Origin of the sequence: Sphingomonas sp. SORGH_AS_0789, assembly GCF_031453055.1 — a bacterium.
In the GTDB taxonomy this organism is placed as follows: Bacteria; Pseudomonadota; Alphaproteobacteria; order Sphingomonadales; family Sphingomonadaceae; genus Sphingomonas.
In genome coordinates this window covers 3,076,725-3,095,209 of sequence record NZ_JAVIYV010000001.1, presented here as the reverse complement: position 1 = coordinate 3,095,209, position 18,485 = coordinate 3,076,725, and the positions used below count along the sequence as shown (strand labels likewise).

The window sequence follows — 18,485 nt, the reverse complement described above, 5'->3', positions numbered from 1 at the left end:
GCAAAGGCCTAGTCGGAGCTGGGTGAGGGGTGGGCGCTCGCTTGCCGAGCGCGCGAGCCTTTGGGCTGGCTCAACCCCTCACCCAAGCTGCGCTAGCCAGCAGGCTGGCAAGCTTCGCCAACCCTCTCCCCTGTCCAGGGGAGAGGCGATACTGAATGCCGGTCCAGCCTAGCTTCGCTGGGGCCGATAGGCGTTCAGGTCGATGCCGTGGCGCGCGACCTTGTCGTAGAAGGTCTTACGCGGAATGCCCAGGATGGCGAGCGCGGCGCGGACATCGCCCGCCGCTTCCTCCAGCGCCGCGCGGATCGTCGCCCCCTCGAACCGCTCGACCCGTTCGGGCAGCGGCAGCGGATCGCCCTCCGCCTGCCCCTCGCCCGACAGGCCCAGCGCGACGCGATTGGCGTAGTTGCGCACCTCGCGAACATTGCCCGGCCAGTCGTGCGACAACAGCCGGGCCTGGATCGCGCCGTCGATCATCGGCACCGGGCGGCCGAAGCGCTCGGCCGCCTCGCGCAGGAAATGGGCGAAGAGCAGCGGCACATCGGCCCGCCGTTCCCGCAGCGGCGGCACCCGCAACCGCACCGCGTCGAGCCGATAGAGAAGGTCGGCGCGGAACCGCCCCTCGTCCACCGCCCGCGCCAGGTCGGACTTGGCGGCGGCCACGATCCGCAGGTCGAGGATCTGCGGGTCCTCGGCACCGATGGCGCGCACTTCGCGCTCCTCGACCACGCGCAGCATCCGGCCCTGCAAGGCGGGTGCCATGCTGTCCACCTCGTCGAGGAACAGCGTGCCGCGATGCGCCGCCGCGATCCGCCCCGGCGTCCGACCATGCGCCTGGCCGAACAGCTCGTCCTCGGCGATCGCCTCGGGCAAGGCCGCGCAGTCGACCGCGACGAAGGGACGCGTCCGCCGCCCGCTCCAGCGGTGGAGCAAGAGCGCGACCAGTTCCTTGCCGGTCCCCGTCTCCCCCTCGATCAGCACGTCGACATCGGCCTGTGCCACCTGCCGCACGGTATCGCGCAGCCGCATCATCACCGGGGTTTCGCCGATCAGCGGATAGGCCCCCTGCGCCTCCTCCGCCGCCAGCCGCAGCCGCCGGTTGTCCAGCACCAGCCGCCGCATCTCCAGCGCGCGTTCGGCGCTGGCGATCAGGTGATCGGCGGCAAAGGGCTTGGCGACGAAATCGAACACCCCCTGTTTCAGCGCGGCGACCGCCATCGGCACGTCGCCATGCCCGGTCATCAGGATCACGGGGATCTCGCTGTCGATCGCCGCGACCCGCCGGGCCAGTTCGATCCCGTCGATCCCCGGCATCCGGATGTCGGAGACGACCATGCCCGGAAAATCGGCATCGATCCGGGCCAGCGCCGCCAGCGGGTCGCCATGCGGCTCGACATCGATCCCCGCCAGCTCGAACGACTGGGCCAGCGCCTGGCGCAGCACCGTGTCGTCATCGACCAGCAGAACGCGCAGCGTATCGCTCATGCCCGGCGCATCCGGATGCGGAACCCCGCACCGCCCAGTGTCGAGGGGATGACCTCCAGCATGCCGCCAAACTCCGTCATGATATCCCTTGCGATCCCCAGTCCCAGACCGAGCCCGTCGGGCTTGCCAGTGACGAAGGGGGTGAAAATCTCGGTGGCGATGGCGGGGTCCAGGCCCGGCCCGTTATCCTCGACGGTCAGGTCGACCCCGTCCGGCTGTTCGGTGACGGTCAGCCGCACGCGCGGGGCCGGGCGGTCCGCCACGGCGTCGAGCGCGTTCTGGAGCAGATTGACCAGCACCTGCTCCAGCCGGACCCGCCCCGCCACCACCCGTGGCAAGGCGCCGCCGCCGGGACGCTCCAATGCGACCCCGGCGGTGCGGAAACGGTCGCCGATCAACAACATGGTGCCGTCGAGCACTTCGTTCAGCGATACCGCACCGATGCCATGCGTGCCCCGCCGGACGAAACGGCGCATCTCCTGAACGATCGACCCGATCCGCTCGGTCAGCTCGACGATGGTCGCCAGGTTGGTTGCCGCCCGATCGGGCCTGTCGCGGGTCAGGAAGGTGCGGGCATTGTCGGCAAGCGTGCGGATCGCCGCCACCGGCTGGTTGATCTCATGCGCGACGCCCGCGGTGATCGAGCCCAGCGAGCCCAGCCGATTGGCCTGGGCCAGTTCCTCGCGCGCGGCGCGGAACCGCTGGTCCGCCCGGATGCGCTCGGAGATCTCGACGGTCAGCTGGTCGTTGGTCGCGCGAAGCTCGGCGGTGCGGCGGGCGACCTCCTGCTCCAGCGCCTCGCGCGCCAGCGCCGCGCGTTCGGCGCGGGTCCGGCGCCAGATCGCCAGCAGCGTCAGACCGATCAGCCCGACCGCGATCAGCGCGGTCGCCGAACGGACCCAGCCATCCGCCTCCTTGAGCGCGGGACGCGACGGCAGGACATGGACGAGCCGCCAGCGTGGCAGCGGCGCCGCCGTGGTCCCGGCGACATAGCGCGCACCGTCGCGGTCGGTCGCGTCCCCCCCGGTGATACGAAAGGGGCCGGGACGCAGCAGGATGTCGCCGAATTGCTGGCTCTGCTGGATCGCCGCCCGCGCCGCGGCGGTCAACGGGCGGGTCAGCGTGAAGACCGCGCGCGGATCGGTCGTGACCACCACCACGCCATGCTCGTCGAGCAGCAGCGTCTGGCCCGCGTCGCTGGCCCAGGCCTGCACCATCCGGGCGAATTCGACCTTCACCACCACGACGCCGTCCGGGGCCGAGGCGGGGCCGATCCGCCGCGCGAGGAACAGGCCGGGGCGCAGGCTGGTATTGCCCAGCGCGAAATATTCGGAGGTGCCGGTGCGCATCGCCTGCCGGAAATAGGGGCGGAAGCTGTAATCGCGCCCGACGAAACTGTCCGACTGGCCCGCATTGGAGGCGGAGATGGTCCGCCCCCGCCGATCGATCGCATAGATGACGGGCGCGCCGGTCCGCTCCGCCAGCCCGCGCAGCTTTTCGTTCAGCCGCTCGGCCGCGCGGACCGATCCGTTGCGCAACGCCGCGCCGACATCGGGATATTCGACCAGCACGATCGGAAGCAGGCGAAAGCGCTGCAACTCGCTGTTGAGCAACCGCTCTTCCTGCCGGGCCACGCGGACGGCCTCGGCACGCAGCTCCGCCACCGCCTGGCGATGCGCATAGACCCGCAGGATCGCCGCCGCCGCGATGGTCAGGACCAGCACGCCGATCAGCGGCAGCGCATAGCGCTGCATGTACAGACGGATGACGGACCATGTCGGCGGCATATGTGCGGAATATCGCAACCCACCGCCGAGCGCCATGCGGATTTTCGCGCTACGCTGCTGGTCACCCCTGCCTATATCGAGTTTTTACAACGACTTAGGTACGCATCCGGAAAATTTGTAATGCGTACGTGCATCCCGCACACTCACGGCAATTCGGAAGCGCGGCCTACCGCGTCCGGCCCTTTTTTGCAGAGGATGTCCTAAAGTCATGATCGCTCAGGATTATGCCGTGGCAGAGGCGCCCCGCCGGGCGCGTATCTGGTCCCATCTCTATGTCCAGGTTCTTTTCGCGATCGCGCTCGGCGCGGTCATCGGCCATTTCTGGCCCTCCTTCGGCGAGTCGCTGAAGCCGATCGGCGATGCCTTCATCAAGCTGGTGAAGATGATCATCGCCCCCGTCATCTTCCTGACCGTCGTCACCGGCATCGCGGGCATGCGCGAGCTGGGCTCGGTCGGCCGCGTCGCGGGCAAGGCCTTTTTCTACTTCATCACCGTGTCGACCTTCGCGCTCGTCGTCGGCCTGGTCGTCGCCAATGTCGTCCAGCCGGGCGCGGGCATGAACATCGATCCCGCCACGCTGAACGCCGGATCGATCGCCGAATATACGGCCAAGGCGCATGACACGACCGTCACCGGCTTCCTGCTGGGCATCATTCCCGACACGCTGGTCAGCGCCTTCACCCAGGGCAATATCCTGCAGGTGCTGATGGTCGCCATCCTGTTCGGCGTGGCCATGGCGCTGGTCGGCGAGCCCGCCCGCCCGCTGCTGACCAGCCTGGAGCGGCTCAGCGTCGTCATCTTCCGCCTGGTCGGCATCCTGATGCGTGCCGCGCCGATCGGGGCCTTCGGCGCCATCGCCTTCACCATCGGCAAGTATGGCGTCGGCAGCCTCGTCAACCTCGGCGCACTGGTCGCGACCTTCTACCTCACCTCGATCCTGTTCGTCGTCGTCGTGCTGGGCACCATCGCCCGCGCCAACGGCTTCTCGGTCCTGAAGCTGATCCGCTATCTGAAGGCGGAGCTGCTGCTGGTTCTGGGCACCTCGTCTTCGGAAGCCGCGCTGCCGAGCCTGCTCCAGAAGATGGAGAAGGCCGGTTGCGAAAAGTCGGTCGTCGGCCTCGTCGTCCCCACCGGCTATTCGTTCAACCTCGACGGCACCAACATCTACATGACGCTGGCGGCGCTGTTCATCGCCCAGGCCTGCGGCGTGGACCTGTCGCTCGGTCAGCAGCTGGCCCTGCTCCTCGTCGCGATGCTCTCGTCCAAGGGTGCGGCGGGCGTCACCGGCGCGGGCTTCATCACCCTGGCCGCCACCCTGTCGATCGTGCCGGACGTGCCGGTCGCGGGCATGGCGCTGATTTTGGGCGTCGACCGTTTCATGTCGGAATGCCGCAGCCTGACCAACTTCATCGGCAACGCCGTCGCCACGGTCGTCGTCGCCCGCTGGGAGAATGCCCTCGACAAGGACGCGCTCGACGCCGCGCTGAACGGCACCCCTATCCTCCCCGATCCCGCCGCCCGGCCCGTCATCGCCTGATCCCGGTACAGGCCCGGCCGCTCCCATCGGCCGGGTCATTTGTTTACCTGGGTGCGATAAGGCCGCCATCGTCTTGGCAAAGTGGTTTGATTGAGGGGGGTATTTCATGAAGTTTCGTTGGCTTGCCGGTACGGCCATAATGACCGCGGGGCTCGCCGCGTCCCCGGTGACGGCGCAGACCGTCACCCCCAAGGCGGCATCCGAACCCGCCAGTCCCGCCAGCACCGCCTATCCAGCCAGTGCGTCGGGTGACGGCAACACCGCGGGCGGTTACAACCAGTCGCGCTGGGCCGAGGACTGGCGCAAGATGTGCGACCCCGCCAAGCGGGACGATGTCATCGACGCGCTCAAATGCGTGAAGCTGACCGAGGACGGCAAGTCCTATGTCACCTTCTCCGGCGAGCTGCGCACGCGCGTCAACATCACGACCAATCCCAATCTGCGCGAGGTCGAGCAGCAGCGGCAGGATATTGCGCGCATCATCGGTGGCGCGGACGTCCATCTGGGCGACCATTTCCGCGTCTTCGGCGAATTGGGCCGCGCCGAGCTTCAGGGGATCAACCTGGGCACGCCGGGCGGCAACCTGCGCAACAAGCTGGCGGTGCAGCAGCTGTTCGCCGAGGTGAAGGGCAAGGCGCTGGGCCTGGATGTCGGCGTGCGCGCGGGCCGTCAGGAATTTTACGACGGGCCGCAGCTTCTGACCGTAGGTCGCGACAACAACACGCTGTATTTCGTGCTGGACGGCGTTCGCGCCTATGCCCGCGGCAAGGATGCACGGGTCGATGTGTTCGACCTGAACTATGTCACCTACGGCTTCCAGGGCATCAGCGACGACAAGACCAACCCGGACGTGCGCTTCACCGGCGCGACCTTCGGCTTCCGCCTGTCGCCCAAGCTGTTCGGCGGATCGAAGCTCTATCTCGATCCCTTCATCTGGCGGCTGCGCAACCGTCGTGCCGTCTGGGGGGCGACCACCGGGCTGGAGGAACGCTATTTCCTGGGCCTGCATGCCTATGGCGATGCCGGGCCGGTCAATATCGACTGGACGGTCAACAACCAGCGCGGCACCTTCGCCAACCGCCCGATCTCGGCTTGGCAGGCGTTCATCGCGCAGACCTATCGCCTGGGCAAGAAGCCCGATGCCCCGCGTGTCGGCGTCCATTTCGACTATGGCTCGGGCGGCGGTTCCTATCAGCGGACCGGCGAGCTGAACACGACCAACGGCCTGTTCGGCAACAATATCTATTACAGCTATGGCCTGTTCCTGACGCCGACCAACCTGCTCTACGCGGCGCCGAACTTCACCTTCACGCCGATCAAGGGCGTGCGGCTGGCGACCGAATATGGCTTTGCCTGGCGTCCCGACGAGTTCGACGCGGTCTATCGCGCCAGCGGTGCCCCCTGGGCGGGAACCCAGAATGTCCGGGGCAAGAAGATCGGCGAGGTCGCCCGCCTGCAGGCGGTCTGGACCATCACGCCGCGCTTTTCGTTCACCGGGCGGTACGAACATTTCAAGGCGGACACGGTGATGCAACGCGCCAACCTCAAGAGTTCGGATTTCTGGGCCGGCTGGCTAAGCTTCCGCTTCTGAGGATCGTTCGCGGGCAAGATGCAACCAAAGGGAGTATGACATGACCACCAGTATCGCCGACCCCGGGCGCGAGCGGCTGAAGGCCATTATCGGCGGCTCGACCGGCAATCTCGTCGAATGGTTCGACTGGTATGTCTACTCCGCCTTCACCCTGTATTTCGCGCCGCACTTCTTTCCGTCCGAAGACCGCACCGCGCAACTGCTGAGCGCGGCGGCGGTCTTCGCGGTCGGTTTCATCATGCGGCCGATCGGCGCATGGGTGATGGGCATCTATGCCGATCGCAAGGGGCGCAAGGCCGGGCTCAGCCTCTCGGTCACGCTGATGTGCCTGGGATCGCTCATCATCGCGGTGACGCCCGGCTATGCGACGATCGGGATCGCCGCCCCGGCGCTCCTCGTGCTGGCGCGGCTGATGCAGGGCCTGTCGGTCGGCGGCGAATATGGCGCCAGTGCGACCTATCTGACCGAGATGGCGGGCAAGGACCGGCGCGGATTCTTCTCGTCCTTCCAATATGTCACGCTGATCTCGGGCCAGCTGCTCGCCATCTGCGTCCTGCTGATCCTCCAGGCGACGCTTTCGGAGGCGGCGCTGGACGAATGGGGCTGGCGCGTGCCGTTCGCGCTGGGCGCGGTGCTGGCGGTCGTCGTCTTCTATATCCGGCGCGGGCTGGCCGAGACGAAGAGCTTCGAGAACGCCAAGAAGGACGGCGCGCCGCAATCGGGCCTGATCCAGCTGTTCACCAAGCACCCGCGCGAGACGCTGACCGTGATGCTGCTGACGGCGGGCGGCACCCTCGCCTTCTATGCCTATTCGATCTACATGCAGAAGTTCCTGGTCAACACCAGCGGGTTCAGCCGCGAGGTCGCCAGCCAGATCAACGCCGTCACGCTGTTCGTCTTCATGCTGCTTCAGCCGGTGGCGGGCGGGCTGTCGGACCGGATCGGGCGCAAGCCGCTGATGGTCGCGTTCGGTATCGCGGGTGTGCTGTTCACCTATCCCATCTTCTCGACGCTGGCGACGACGCGCGATCCGATGGTGGCGGGCGCGCTGGTGATGATCGCGCTGATCATCGTGACCGGCTATACCTCGATCAACGCGGTGGTGAAGGCCGAGCTGTTCCCGGCGCATATCCGCGCGCTGGGCGTCGCTTTGCCCTATGCGCTGGCCAATACCATCTTCGGCGGCACGGCGGAGTCTGTCGCCCTGCTGTTCAAGAAGGCCGGGTTCGAACAGGGCTTCTACTGGTATGTCACCGCGATGATCGGCGTCTCGCTGATCGTCTATCTGCGGATGCGCGACACCCGCAACCACAGCCAGATCGTCGAGGACTGATCCTCAACCCCGCGCGGCCAGGACGCGCGACACGATCGGGCCGAGGCTGTCGGCCTTGGCCCGGTCGATATGCGAACCATGGGTGATCAACGCCTGGTCTAGCACCGTATCAATCGGCGACGCGGTCCGCTCCGCCGGCAGCAAGGCCGCCAGCTCCGTCACCAGCCCCCGCGCGGTCGCCGCATTCCGGGCCAGTTGCGCCAGCACCGCGTCGACCTCGACATGCGCCTCGTCCTCGCGCCAGCAGTCATAATCGGTGACCATGCCGATCAACGCATAAGGCAGCTCCGCCTCGCGCGCGAGCTTGGCCTCGGGCATGGCGGTCATGCCGATGACGTCGGCGCCCCATTGGCGATAGAGCAGGCTTTCGGCACGGGTCGAGAATTGGGGGCCCTCCATCGCCAGATAGGTGCCGCCATGCGTCACCGACGCCCCGGCGCGCTCCCCGGCCTGCGCCGCCAGCGCCGACAGGCGCGGACAGACGGGGTCCGCCATCGAGAAATGCGCGACAAGGCCTGCCCCGAAGAAGCTGGTGTCGCGGTGCACCGTCCGGTCGATGAACTGGTCGACCGCGACGAAACGGCCCGGCGCCAGCTCCTCGCGCAGCGACCCGATGGCCGAGATGGCGAGGACGTCGGTGCAGCCCGCCAGCTTCAGCGCATGGATATTGGCGCGCGCATTGACCTCGGTCGGCGACAGGCGATGTCCCCGGCCATGGCGGGGCAGGAAGACGAACCGCACCGCACCGATCCGCCCGCGCACCAGCGTGTCCGACGGCGCGCCCCAGGGCGTGTCGAGCACCAGCGGCTCGACATCCTCCAGCGCATCGATCGCATACAGACCCGATCCCCCGATGATCCCGATCGTCCAGCCCGTCATGCCCTGCTCCTGTTCCATGACAGGCCGGTTAGGCGCTCCGGCCCGCAAAGCAAAGGGGTGGGCCGGCGATCCCCCTGTCCGCATGCCAAAGCCGCCAGCCGCGACGATCCGAAAGGGGAAAATTGGACCGGCCGTGAAACTCCGCGAACCTCATGACGTTCAAGTCATGCAATTCCCCTGGACCTCGCATTTTGCATAAACGACACGACGCGGTGCAGTTGAATTTGACGGCGCAGGGATAAGGCCGCAGAAGGGGGATCATGGCCATTACGAAAAGGACTGCTGGTCGCCCGACCCGGGAGCAGGCACAGCAGATCGACGATATCATCATGTCGGGGGCGCGCGAGGCGTTTTGCCGTCGCGGGATCGAGGGCACCTCGATGGAGGAAATCGCCCTTTCCGTCGGCGTCAGCAAACACACCATCTATCGGCGTTATGCGGGCAAGATGGCTCTGCTCGACGCGGTGGTGTCGCGCGATCTGGATCGCCTCAACCAGGCCATGGTCGAAGACAGCAAGGGGAGCGATCCGCTGGAACGGCTGAAGAATTCCGCGCGCCGCTTCTTCTTCTTCTGCGTCGAACCCGACACGGTCCGTTTCCTCGCCTTCCTGACCTCCGAAGCGGTGTTTTCCGACGAACTGCGTCGGCGCTTCGCGACCTGGGACCGCGTCCTGTCCGATCCGATCATCGCCTGTATCCAGGCGTCGCAAAAGGTCGGGCTGCTGCGCGCGGACGAGACGCCGATCGCGCTGTTCAACCTGCTCGCCGACATGATCGACGGCCCCAGTCGCCGGATGCAGTTCGAATTGCCCGATCCCTTTTCGGGGTTGGACCCCAGCGACTTCTTCGAGCATCGCTGGTCGGTCTTCCTGAAGGTCGCCAGCGCCGGATGAGCGGGAACGGGCGATGACAGCAGGCGTTGGCGGCACATGTCCGACGACCTGCTGATCTTTCGCCCCGACGATGTCGACCTGTCCCGGTCGCCGCTGCGCCGGGGCATCGCCGAGCCGACCTATGTCCTGGGCGCCTTCAATCCGGGCATGACCCGGCTGGCCAATGGCAATCTGTTGCTGATGGTCCGAGTCGCGGAGGCGCTGTCGAACCCGGTCGATGGCGATCATGTCCGTGCGATCCGCTGGACCGGGGCGGGCTATGCGCTCGACCGCTACCCCGTCGACCGGGTCGACATGACCGATCCGCGCCAGTTCGCGATCCGCGGCTCGGCCCATCGGATATTGGCGCTGACCTCGCTGTCCTGGCTGTTGCCGGTCGAGCTTTCCCCCGACGGCGCGACCGTCCTGGCGGTGCATTACGACAAGGCGATCGAGCCCGCCGCCTCATGGCAGGATTATGGGGTCGAGGATGCGCGGATCAGCCGGGTCGGCGATCGCTGGTACATGACCACCTGTTCGGTCTCGGCGGAGCGGCATTCGACGACGCTCCACATTTCGGACAACGGGCTCGACTATCGCCTGGCGGGGATCATCCTCGACCATCAGAACAAGGATATGCTGTTCTTCGAGGGGCTGATCGACGGGCGCTTCATGGCGCTGACCCGGCCGCTGGGCGAAGTCTATTTCGCCTATCCCGAGGACAGCCCCTTTGTCGGCGGTCCGTCGATCAATTTCGCGACATCGCCCGACGGGCTTCACTGGAAACCGCTCGAGGCACCCGGCATCCGCGCGCGCAAGGCCTCGACCTCGGCGATGAAGGTCGGTGGCGGCACCCCGCCGATCCTGACCGAGCGGGGCTGGCTGACCCTGTATCACGGCGTCGAGCGGCGGGAGTCGGTCGGCATCTACCGGAGCTTCTGGGCGCTATTCGACCGGGACGATCCGACCCGTATTCTGCGCATCGAGGACGAGCATCCGCTGCTGGAAGCGAACCCCAGCCTCACCGCCTCCATCGCGCACCAGATGTACCTGCCGACGCCGGTCGTCTTCTCGACCGGCATCGTCGATATGGGCGATCATTATCTGGTGGCCAGCGGTGAGGCCGATCTGGCCTGCCGGATGACCCGGCTGCCCAAGGATCTGTTCCGGTGAGCGCACGGCCCTGGTGGCAGTCGGCCGTCCTCTATCAAATCTATCCCTGGTCGTTTCAGGACAGCGATGGCGACGGGATAGGGGATCTGCGCGGGGTCGAGAACAGGCTCGACTATCTGGTCGAGCTGGGGGTCGATGCAATCTGGCTTTCGCCGATCTTTCCGTCACCTATGGCGGATTTCGGATATGATGTGGCCGATTATTGCGGGATCGATCCGCGCTTCGGAACGCTGGCGGATTTCGACTCGCTGCTCGCCTCGGCGCATGCGCGCGGGTTGAAGCTGTTGCTCGACTTCGTGCCCAATCACAGCTCCGACCAGCATCCCTGGTTCGTCGAGAGCCGGGCGTCGCGCGACAATCCCAAGCGCGACTGGTATATCTGGCAGGACGCCGCGCCGGACGGAGGACCGCCCAACAACTGGATCAGCGATTTCGGCGGCTCCGCCTGGACCTGGGACGCGACGACCGGCCAATATTATTATCATGCCTTTCTGAAGGAACAGCCCGACCTAAACTGGCGCAACCCGGCGGTGCGGGCGGCGATGCTCGACGTCCTTCGCTTCTGGTTCGCGCGCGGGGTGGACGGCTTCCGGATCGACGTGTTGTGGCACATCGTCAAGCATGCCGGGTTTCCCGACAACCCGCTCAACCCGGACTGGGACCCGGCGACCGGCGAGATGAACCGGGTGTTCCAGCTTCATTCGACCGACCAGCCCGAGGTCCATGACATCGCCGCCGACATGCGCGCGATCGCCGATGCCTTTGGTCGCGAAGGTGACGACCGGGTGCTGATCGGCGAGATCTATCTGCCGGTCGAGCGACTGATGCGCTATTACGGACTGGCGGGCGAAGGCGTCCACCTGCCCTTCAATTTCCAGCTGATCGATGCGCCCTGGAATGCGCGCGGACTGGCCCGCATGATCGCGGGTTACGAGGCCGCCCTGCCACCGGGCGGCTGGCCCAATTGGGTGCTGGGCAATCATGACCGCCCGCGCAGCGCCACCAAGCGGGGGCGCGCGCAGGCGCGGGTTGCCGCCATGCTGCTGCTGACGCTGCGTGGCACGCCGACGCTCTATTATGGCGACGAACTCGGCATGGAGAACGGCCATATTCCGCCCGAGCGGGTCCGCGATCCCCGCGAGTTGCGCGAGCCCGGACTGGGGCTGGGTCGTGATCCCGTCCGCACGCCGATGCCATGGGACGACAGCCCTCATGGGGGGTTCACCACCGGCGAGCCCTGGTTGCCGCTGGGCGGTGACTGGCCCCGCCGCAATGTCGCCGCCGAGTTGGAAGACCCAGTTTCGATACTGGCGCTCCACCGCGCTCTGCTAAGGCTCCGGCGCATGACGCCCGCGCTCGCCACGGGGTCGATCCGGCTGATCGAGGCGGACGGCGATGTGCTGGCCTATGAGCGGGAACAGGATGGCGAGCGGCTGGTCGTAGCCCTGAACCTGGGGTCCGCCCCGGCGCCCGTTGTGCTGCCGCCGGGCGTGGCGCTGCTCTCCACCCTGCCCGGCCCACTGTCCGATGCCGATCCCACCCTGCTTCGCCCCGATGAAGGGCTGATCCTGAAAGTCGATACCGACGCATGAAAATCGCGATGATTGCCCCGATTGCGTGGCGTACTCCGCCGCGCGCCTATGGTCCGTGGGAATTGGTGACGAGCCTGTTGACCGAAGCCTTGGTCGCGCGCGGCGTCGACGTGACGCTGTTCGCCACCCAGGACAGCATCACGAAAGCCAGGCTGGCCGGGCCCGTGCCCGCCGCCTATTCGGAAGACCCGTCGATCGATGCCAAGGTCTGGGAGATGCGCCATCTCGCCGCCGTGTTCGAGCGGGCGGACGAGTTCGATCTGATCCACAATCAGGCCGATTTTCCGGCCCATGCCTTTTCGGGGCTGGTCGATACGCCGATGGTCACGACGATCCATGGCTTTTCATCCGAGCGTATTCTGCCGATGTACGCCCCCTATCAGGACCGGGTGCATTATGTCGCCATCTCGGACGCGGATCGGCACCCCAATCTGCGCTATGCCGCCACCATTCACCACGGCATCCTAATCGAGGATTTTCCATTCGATCCAAAGGGTAGTGACGACCTCCTCTTCTTCGGTCGCATCCATCCCGACAAGGGCGCGGCGGAGGCTATCGCGACCGCGCGGGCGGCCGACCGGCGGCTGGTGATGGCCGGGATCGTACAGGATCAAGGCTATTGGGAGCGCGAGGTGCAGCCCCATGTCGATGGCGACCGGATCGTCTATCGCGGCCCCGTCGGCGGTGCGGACCGGACCGCGACGCTGGGGCAGGCCTTTGCCCTCCTGCACCTCATCAATTTCGACGAGCCCTTCGGCTTGTCGGTGGTCGAGGCCATGACCTGCGGCACGCCGGTCATCGCCATCCGGCGGGGCTCGATGGCCGAGCTGATCGAAGACGGCGTGACCGGCTTTCTGGTCGATACGGTCGAACAGGCGATCGAGGCGGTGGCGCGCATCGATGAAATCGATCGGGCCGCCTGCCGCCGGGCGGCGGCGACCCGCTTTTCGGTCGACCGGATGGCCGACGAATATCTGGCGCTCTACCGCTCGATCTTGGGCTGATCGCGTAGCGACAGGGCGACCGAGTCGATCCGGTGGAGCATGGCGACGAATGTCTCCAGCTCCTCCGGCTTGAAGCTGGAGAATAATTGCTCCTCCAGTTCCAATGCCTTGGGCGACACATCTGCGTAGAGTTCTCGCCCTGCATCGGTCAGGACGAGCAGGTGCGAGCGTCGGTCGCCGTCATGCGCGGTGCGGGCCAGCAAGCCCCGCCCGACCATCGCGATCGCCGCGCGCGAGACGGTGACCTTATCCATCCGGCTGCGTTCGCACACTGCCGACTGCGCGACCGCGCCTTCCTCCGCCACGATCGCGATCAGCCGCCATTCCGGGATCGTGAGCCCGAACAGCTGCTGATAGGCGCTGGCGATATGGTCGCTGACCAGGTTCGAGGTGATCGACAGTCGATATGGCAGAAAGGCGTCCAGCCGCAATTCGCGAGATCGTAACATTTGACACCAATTCTCCGGTCTGCGATTTAGTCTCCAACGTTACTGGATCAGGAGTTGGACGTCATGGCAACCACCCCGAACAATCCGCTGGGCCTCGACGGCTTCGCTTTCTGCGAATTCACGACCCCCGAGCCCGACCTGCTGGCGCGCCAGTTCGACATGATGGGCTTCGTCCCCACCCATCGTCACCCCGCCAAGGCGATCACCCGCTACAAGCAGGGGCGCATCACCCTGCTCCTCAACGCCGAGGCCGAAGGCCAAGCCGCCGAGTTCCGCAGCCAACACGGCCCCTCGGCCAGCGGCATGGGCTTTTACGTGGCCGATCCGGCGGAGGCTTTCGACCATGCGGTAAAGGGCGGCGCGGTGCCGGTCGACGCGGCGCGCGGCTGCCTGAGCCCGGACGCCCGGGCGATCGAGGGCATTGGCGGCAGCTATCTCTATCTGGTCAAGGCAGGCGACGACCTGTTCGCCGACTGGACCGAGATGGCGGGCTGGCAGCAGGCGGAGATCGAGAACAATGTCGGGCTCGACCTGCTCGACCATCTGACCCACAATGTCCGTCGCGGCGAGATGCGGACCTGGTCGGGCTTCTATTCCAAGCTGTTCGGCTTCGAGGAACAGAAATATTTCGACATCAAGGGCAAGGCGACCGGGCTCTTCAGCCAGGCGATGATCGCCCCCGACAAGGCGATCCGCATCCCCCTGAACGAGAGCCAGGACGAGAAGAGCCAGATCGAGGAATTCATCCGCGAATATAATGGCGAAGGCATCCAGCATCTCGCGCTGACCACCGACGATATCTACGAAACCGTCGAAAAGCTCCGCGCGCGCGGCGTCCGGTTGCAGGACACGATCGAGACCTATTACGAACTGGTCGACAAGCGCGTGCCCGGCCATGGCGAAGATCTGGACCGGCTGAAGCGCAACCGCATCCTGATCGACGGCAATGTCGGGGAAGAGGGCATCCTGCTCCAGATCTTCACCGAGAATATGATCGGCCCGATCTTCTTCGAGATCATCCAGCGCAAGGGCAATGAGGGCTTTGGCAACGGCAATTTCCAGGCGCTGTTCGAGAGCATCGAACTCGACCAGATCCGGCGCGGGGTGATTACGGTCGACGCCTGACCAGGCTCGACCGGCCGGCGCGGCGGGGCCACGCCACAGGGCGCGGCTTCGCCGTGACCGACGGCGTGGCGGGTAAGAATGCCCGGACAAAGGAGAGGATCATGAACGAGACGGCAACCCCGCGCTACATCCCCGGCTTCGGCAACCACATCGCGACCGAGGCGGTCCCCGGCGCGCTGCCCATCGGTCGCAATTCGCCGCAGCGCCCCGCCTTCGGCCTCTATGCCGAGCAGCTTTCGGGCACCGCCTTTACCGCACCGCGTCACGAAAACCGCCGTTCCTGGCTCTATCGCCTGCGCCCGACCGCCGAGCATCCGCCCTATCGGCCCTATGACGGCGCGCCGCGTTTCGCGGCCGGCACCAGCGACGCCCCCCTGCCCCCCAACCGGCTGCGCTGGGACCCGGCACCGATGCCGCCCGCCGGGACGGACTGGCTGGACGGGATGACGACGATGCTCGCCAATCGCGACCCCGCCGATCTGGAGGGCGTGGCGGTGCATGTCTATGCCTGCAACCGCGACATGGCACGGGTCTTCGTCGACGCCGATGGCGAGCTGGTCTTCCTGCCGCAATCGGGGCGCCTGACGATCCTGACCGAACTGGGCCGGATCGACATCGCGCCCGGCCAGATCGCGCTGGTGCCGCGCGGCGTGCGCTTCCGCATCGAGTTGCCCGATGGCGAAGCGTCGGGCTATGTCGCCGAGAACCATGGCAGCCTGTTCCGGCTGCCCGACCTGGGACCGATCGGCGCCAACGGCCTGGGCAATCCACGCGACTTCGAGACGCCGGTCGCCTGGTTCGAGGATCGTGACGAGCCCACCCAGGTCGTCCAGAAATTCCTCGGCTCGCTCTGGACGATGACGCTCGACCACAGCCCGCTCGACGTGGTGGCCTGGCACGGCAATCTGGCGCCGTGGCGGTACGATCTGTCGCGCTTCAACACGATCAACACGGTCAGCTTCGACCATCCCGATCCGTCGATCTTCACCCTGCTGACCTCGCCCAGCGACGTGCCCGGCCGGGCCAATGCCGATCTCGTGCTGTTCCCGCCGCGCTGGATGGTGGCGGAGGATAGCTTCCGTCCGCCCTGGTTCCACCGCAACGTCATGTCGGAGGCGATGGGCCTCATCAGCGGCGCCTATGATGCCAAAGCGGAGGGTTTCCGTCCCGGCGGGCTGTCGCTGCACAATCTGATGGCGGGGCACGGCCCCGACCTCGCCAGCTGGCAGGCGGCGAGCACCGCCGACCTCAAGCCGCACCGGATCGAGGGGACGATGGCGTTCATGGTGGAAAGCTGCTGGCCCTATCGCCCCACCACCCATGCGCTGTCGCACGCCCAGCTCGACTATGACGCGGTGTGGAAGGACTTCCCCAAGGCCCGGCTGCCATGAACCTGACGCTCCACGGCTATTGGCGGTCGAGCGCGGCCTATCGCGTCCGGCTGGCGCTGGCGCTGAAGGGCCTCTCCTATGACAGCGTGTCGCACGACCTGCGAACGGGCGCGCAGCGGGCGGAAGCATATCGCGCCCTGCAACCGCAAGGGCTGGTGCCGGTGCTGGACGGCCCGGACGGCGCGCTGATCCAGAGCCCGGCGATTCTCGAATGGCTGGAGGAGAGCTATCCCGATCCGCCGCTACTTCCCGCCGATCCGGCTGGCCGCGCGGTGGTGCGCGCCATGGCGGCGATCGTCGCGTGCGACATCCATCCGATCAACAATCTGCGCGTCCTGACGATGCTTCGCCAGGACATGATGGCCGATGAGGACGCGGTCCGGCGCTGGATCGCCCACTGGATCGCGGAGGGCTTTGCCGCGCTGGAGGAGCTGATCGCGCGGCATGGGCGCGGCTATGCCTATGGCGACACCGCGACGCTGGCCGACTGCCATGTCTTGCCGCAAGTCTATAATGCCCAGCGGTTCGCGGTCGACCTCAGCCCCTACCCGCATCTGACCGCCGCCGCCGACCGGCTGCGAAGCCGCACCCCCGAAGCCGCGCCCGAAGCGCAGGAGGACGCGGGATGAGCGAGGAACGGCTGACCGCCACCCCGGCCGGAATCACGCTCGGCCCGCTGGAGACGATCGCGGACGGCGCGGCGCGCAACTTCGTGATCCAGATGCGTGCCGGACGCTTCCACGGTTTCGTCGTTCGACGCGGCGCCATGGTGCATGGCTATGTCGATCGCTGCCCGCATATGGGCCTGCCGTTGGCGCAGGAACTCGATGCCTACCTCACTCCCGGCGGCGAGCGCATCGCCTGTTCATGGCACGGCGCGCTGTTCGCGGTCGAGGACGGGCATTGCCTGGGCGGCCCCTGCATGGGGCAGGCGCTCACCCCCTGGCCGGTCACCGTCCGCGACGAAAAGATCGTCACGGAATAGCTTGCGTCAGCTCGGCCTGGGCGATCGCCTGCAACCGGCCGACCACGCGCGGGTCGAGGCCCAGATCGCGCCCCGCCCGCTCCTGCTCGCCCAGCCGCCGGACGTCATAGCCGGTCACTTTTCCGAACACGACCAGCGCCTCCAGATAATAGCCCGCCGCGCTGGCATGATACTGGTCCCAGGTCCACAGATCGACCTGACCATAGGCGATGCCGTCATAGGGGTTGGGATCGGCCACCCGGTCGCGCCATGCCCGGTTCCAGGCTTGGCCCACCGGGATCGCCCCCGCAATCTCCGGATTGCGACGCAGCGCATAGGCATTGCCCGCCGCCAGATCCTCCGCCATCGCGTCGATCGGCTTGCCCCGCCACGGACTGGGGGTGCGATAGGTCAGGTCGGCGCGGCTCCAGGTGGTGACCAGTTCGATGCGGACGCGCGGATTGGCGCGGCGGAGCATCGACGCGATCAGCCCCGCCGCCTCGGCATGGCGGGTCGGATCGCCGGGGCGCTGCGCATCGAACGTGCTGTAATCCTGCAAGATCACGACATCCCAGCGCCCATCGATCTCGCGCCGTTTCTGTTCGTAATGGAACGCCAGGTCCTTGCCCGGCGAAGTCTCCAGACTGACCGTCCAGTTCTGCCCCGCCTCCTCGGCAAAGGTCTTGAACAGCGCGGGCACGCCGCCAATCCCCTCATTGTTGAGATCGCGGACCAGATCGGGGCGATAGCGCATGACCGGCGAGTGGGCGCCGAAGGTGAAGCTGTTGCCGACGAACAGGATCGTCTCCGCACGAACCGGCAGAGCGGCCGTGCCCGCCAGCAACGCCGTCAGCGCCACACTCCATCGCCGCCATGCCTTCACGTCCGCCATCTCCCGCCATTGCCTCCGCCACCTTGGCCGAATCGACGCCGCCCCGGCAAGCCGTCTTGCGGAAACCGCCGATATACCCTATACCCCTATGCGTTATGGCGCATGTCACCACCAGCAAGGAAAAGATCGTCGCACGCGTCCGCCGCATCGCGGGGCAGGTCGCGGCGATCGAGCGATCGGTGACGGCGGATGCCGATTGTGCCGAGACGCTTCATCTGGTGGCGGCGGTGCGGGGTGCGGTAGCCGGGTTGATGGACGAGCTGGTCGAGGATCATCTCCACGCCCATGTCGCCGCCCCCGACCTGAGCGACGCCGAGCGGACCGCCGCCGCCGCCGAGCTGGCCAAGCTGCTTCGCCGCCATTTCCGCTGAACTTCTATCCCGTGACCCGATGCTGCCGAAGGACCCGACC

Annotated in this window: 17 protein-coding genes; 12 read left to right on the top strand and 5 right to left on the bottom strand. The window is 66.7% G+C overall.

Features of this window, described 5'->3' with window-relative positions:
• Nucleotides 1-168: 168 nt before the first annotated feature.
• Both QE360_RS14165 and QE360_RS14160 read right to left on the bottom strand, forming a co-directional pair.
• Nucleotides 169-1,485: a sigma-54 dependent transcriptional regulator gene (locus tag QE360_RS14165; protein WP_309702483.1), complete on the bottom strand. Its 1,317-nt coding sequence runs from the start codon at nucleotides 1,483-1,485 to the stop codon at nucleotides 169-171.
• Nucleotides 1,482-3,272, bottom strand: a complete 1,791-nt coding sequence (locus QE360_RS14160) for an ATP-binding protein (RefSeq protein WP_309702481.1) — start codon at nucleotides 3,270-3,272, stop codon at nucleotides 1,482-1,484. Before QE360_RS14160 ends, QE360_RS14165 begins: the two co-directional genes overlap by 4 nt.
• 208 nt (nucleotides 3,273-3,480) lie before the next feature.
• On the opposite strand from QE360_RS14160, the gene QE360_RS14155 reads away from it, so the two are divergent.
• The 3 genes from QE360_RS14155 to QE360_RS14145 all read left to right on the top strand — a co-directional run bounded on the left by QE360_RS14155 (nucleotide 3,481) and on the right by QE360_RS14145 (nucleotide 7,733).
• Complete coding sequence (locus QE360_RS14155; RefSeq protein WP_309702478.1) at nucleotides 3,481-4,809, top strand: dicarboxylate/amino acid:cation symporter; 1,329 nt, start codon at nucleotides 3,481-3,483, stop codon at nucleotides 4,807-4,809.
• Nucleotides 4,810-4,915: 106 nt separating this feature from the next.
• Nucleotides 4,916-6,400, top strand: a complete 1,485-nt coding sequence (locus QE360_RS14150) for an alginate export family protein (protein ID WP_309702476.1) — start codon at nucleotides 4,916-4,918, stop codon at nucleotides 6,398-6,400.
• A gap of 40 nt (nucleotides 6,401-6,440) precedes the next feature.
• Nucleotides 6,441-7,733 (top strand): MFS transporter, encoded by a 1,293-nt coding sequence (locus QE360_RS14145; protein ID WP_309702474.1) that lies wholly within the window; start codon nucleotides 6,441-6,443, stop codon nucleotides 7,731-7,733.
• 3 nt (nucleotides 7,734-7,736) lie between these two features.
• Here QE360_RS14145 and mtnP read toward each other — a convergent pair whose 3' ends face one another.
• Nucleotides 7,737-8,612 carry an S-methyl-5'-thioadenosine phosphorylase gene (gene mtnP / locus QE360_RS14140; RefSeq protein ID WP_309702472.1) on the bottom strand — a complete coding sequence of 292 codons (876 nt, stop codon included), beginning with the start codon at nucleotides 8,610-8,612 and terminating at the stop codon, nucleotides 7,737-7,739.
• 260 nt (nucleotides 8,613-8,872) lie between these two features.
• Between mtnP and QE360_RS14135 the strand changes: the two genes are divergently transcribed.
• The 4 genes from QE360_RS14135 to QE360_RS14120 are packed head-to-tail and all read left to right on the top strand — an operon-like array spanning nucleotide 8,873 to nucleotide 13,253.
• Nucleotides 8,873-9,505: a TetR/AcrR family transcriptional regulator gene (locus tag QE360_RS14135; RefSeq protein ID WP_307099010.1), complete on the top strand. Its 633-nt coding sequence runs from the start codon at nucleotides 8,873-8,875 to the stop codon at nucleotides 9,503-9,505.
• Nucleotides 9,506-9,541: 36 nt separating this feature from the next.
• Entirely contained in the window at nucleotides 9,542-10,657 is a 1,116-nt protein-coding gene (locus QE360_RS14130; protein ID WP_309702470.1) for a glycosidase, read from the top strand.
• On the top strand, nucleotides 10,654-12,249 hold the full coding sequence (locus QE360_RS14125; protein WP_309702468.1) for an alpha-amylase family glycosyl hydrolase: 1,596 nt from the start codon (nucleotides 10,654-10,656) through the stop codon (nucleotides 12,247-12,249). The genes QE360_RS14130 and QE360_RS14125 overlap by 4 nt, the downstream gene beginning before the upstream one ends.
• Complete coding sequence (locus QE360_RS14120; protein WP_309702465.1) at nucleotides 12,246-13,253, top strand: glycosyltransferase family 4 protein; 1,008 nt, start codon at nucleotides 12,246-12,248, stop codon at nucleotides 13,251-13,253. The genes QE360_RS14125 and QE360_RS14120 overlap by 4 nt, the downstream gene beginning before the upstream one ends.
• On the opposite strand, the gene QE360_RS14115 is transcribed toward QE360_RS14120, so the two are convergent.
• Entirely contained in the window at nucleotides 13,232-13,702 is a 471-nt protein-coding gene (locus QE360_RS14115; protein ID WP_309702463.1) for a MarR family transcriptional regulator, read from the bottom strand. The genes QE360_RS14120 and QE360_RS14115 overlap by 22 nt on opposite strands.
• 63 nt (nucleotides 13,703-13,765) lie before the next feature.
• On the opposite strand from QE360_RS14115, the gene hppD reads away from it, so the two are divergent.
• From hppD to QE360_RS14095, 4 genes are all read left to right on the top strand, one after another.
• On the top strand, nucleotides 13,766-14,827 hold the full coding sequence (gene hppD, locus QE360_RS14110) for a 4-hydroxyphenylpyruvate dioxygenase (protein ID WP_309702461.1): 1,062 nt from the start codon (nucleotides 13,766-13,768) through the stop codon (nucleotides 14,825-14,827).
• A gap of 101 nt (nucleotides 14,828-14,928) precedes the next feature.
• Nucleotides 14,929-16,218: a homogentisate 1,2-dioxygenase gene (gene hmgA / locus QE360_RS14105; protein ID WP_309702459.1), complete on the top strand. Its 1,290-nt coding sequence runs from the start codon at nucleotides 14,929-14,931 to the stop codon at nucleotides 16,216-16,218.
• Nucleotides 16,215-16,847, top strand: coding sequence for a maleylacetoacetate isomerase (gene maiA, locus QE360_RS14100; protein WP_309702455.1), 633 nt, complete (start codon nucleotides 16,215-16,217; stop codon nucleotides 16,845-16,847). Before hmgA ends, maiA begins: the two co-directional genes overlap by 4 nt.
• Nucleotides 16,844-17,203: a Rieske (2Fe-2S) protein gene (locus QE360_RS14095; RefSeq protein WP_309702453.1), complete on the top strand. Its 360-nt coding sequence runs from the start codon at nucleotides 16,844-16,846 to the stop codon at nucleotides 17,201-17,203. The genes maiA and QE360_RS14095 overlap by 4 nt, the downstream gene beginning before the upstream one ends.
• On the opposite strand, the gene QE360_RS14090 is transcribed toward QE360_RS14095, so the two are convergent.
• Complete coding sequence (locus QE360_RS14090) at nucleotides 17,193-18,074, bottom strand: PEP-CTERM sorting domain-containing protein (RefSeq protein WP_309702451.1); 882 nt, start codon at nucleotides 18,072-18,074, stop codon at nucleotides 17,193-17,195. The two genes, QE360_RS14095 and QE360_RS14090, sit on opposite strands and share 11 nt — an antisense overlap.
• A 95-nt stretch (nucleotides 18,075-18,169) precedes the next feature.
• Between QE360_RS14090 and QE360_RS14085 the strand changes: the two genes are divergently transcribed.
• Complete coding sequence (locus QE360_RS14085; RefSeq protein WP_309702450.1) at nucleotides 18,170-18,445, top strand: metal/formaldehyde-sensitive transcriptional repressor; 276 nt, start codon at nucleotides 18,170-18,172, stop codon at nucleotides 18,443-18,445.
• The last annotated feature ends 40 nt before the right edge of the window (nucleotides 18,446-18,485 follow it).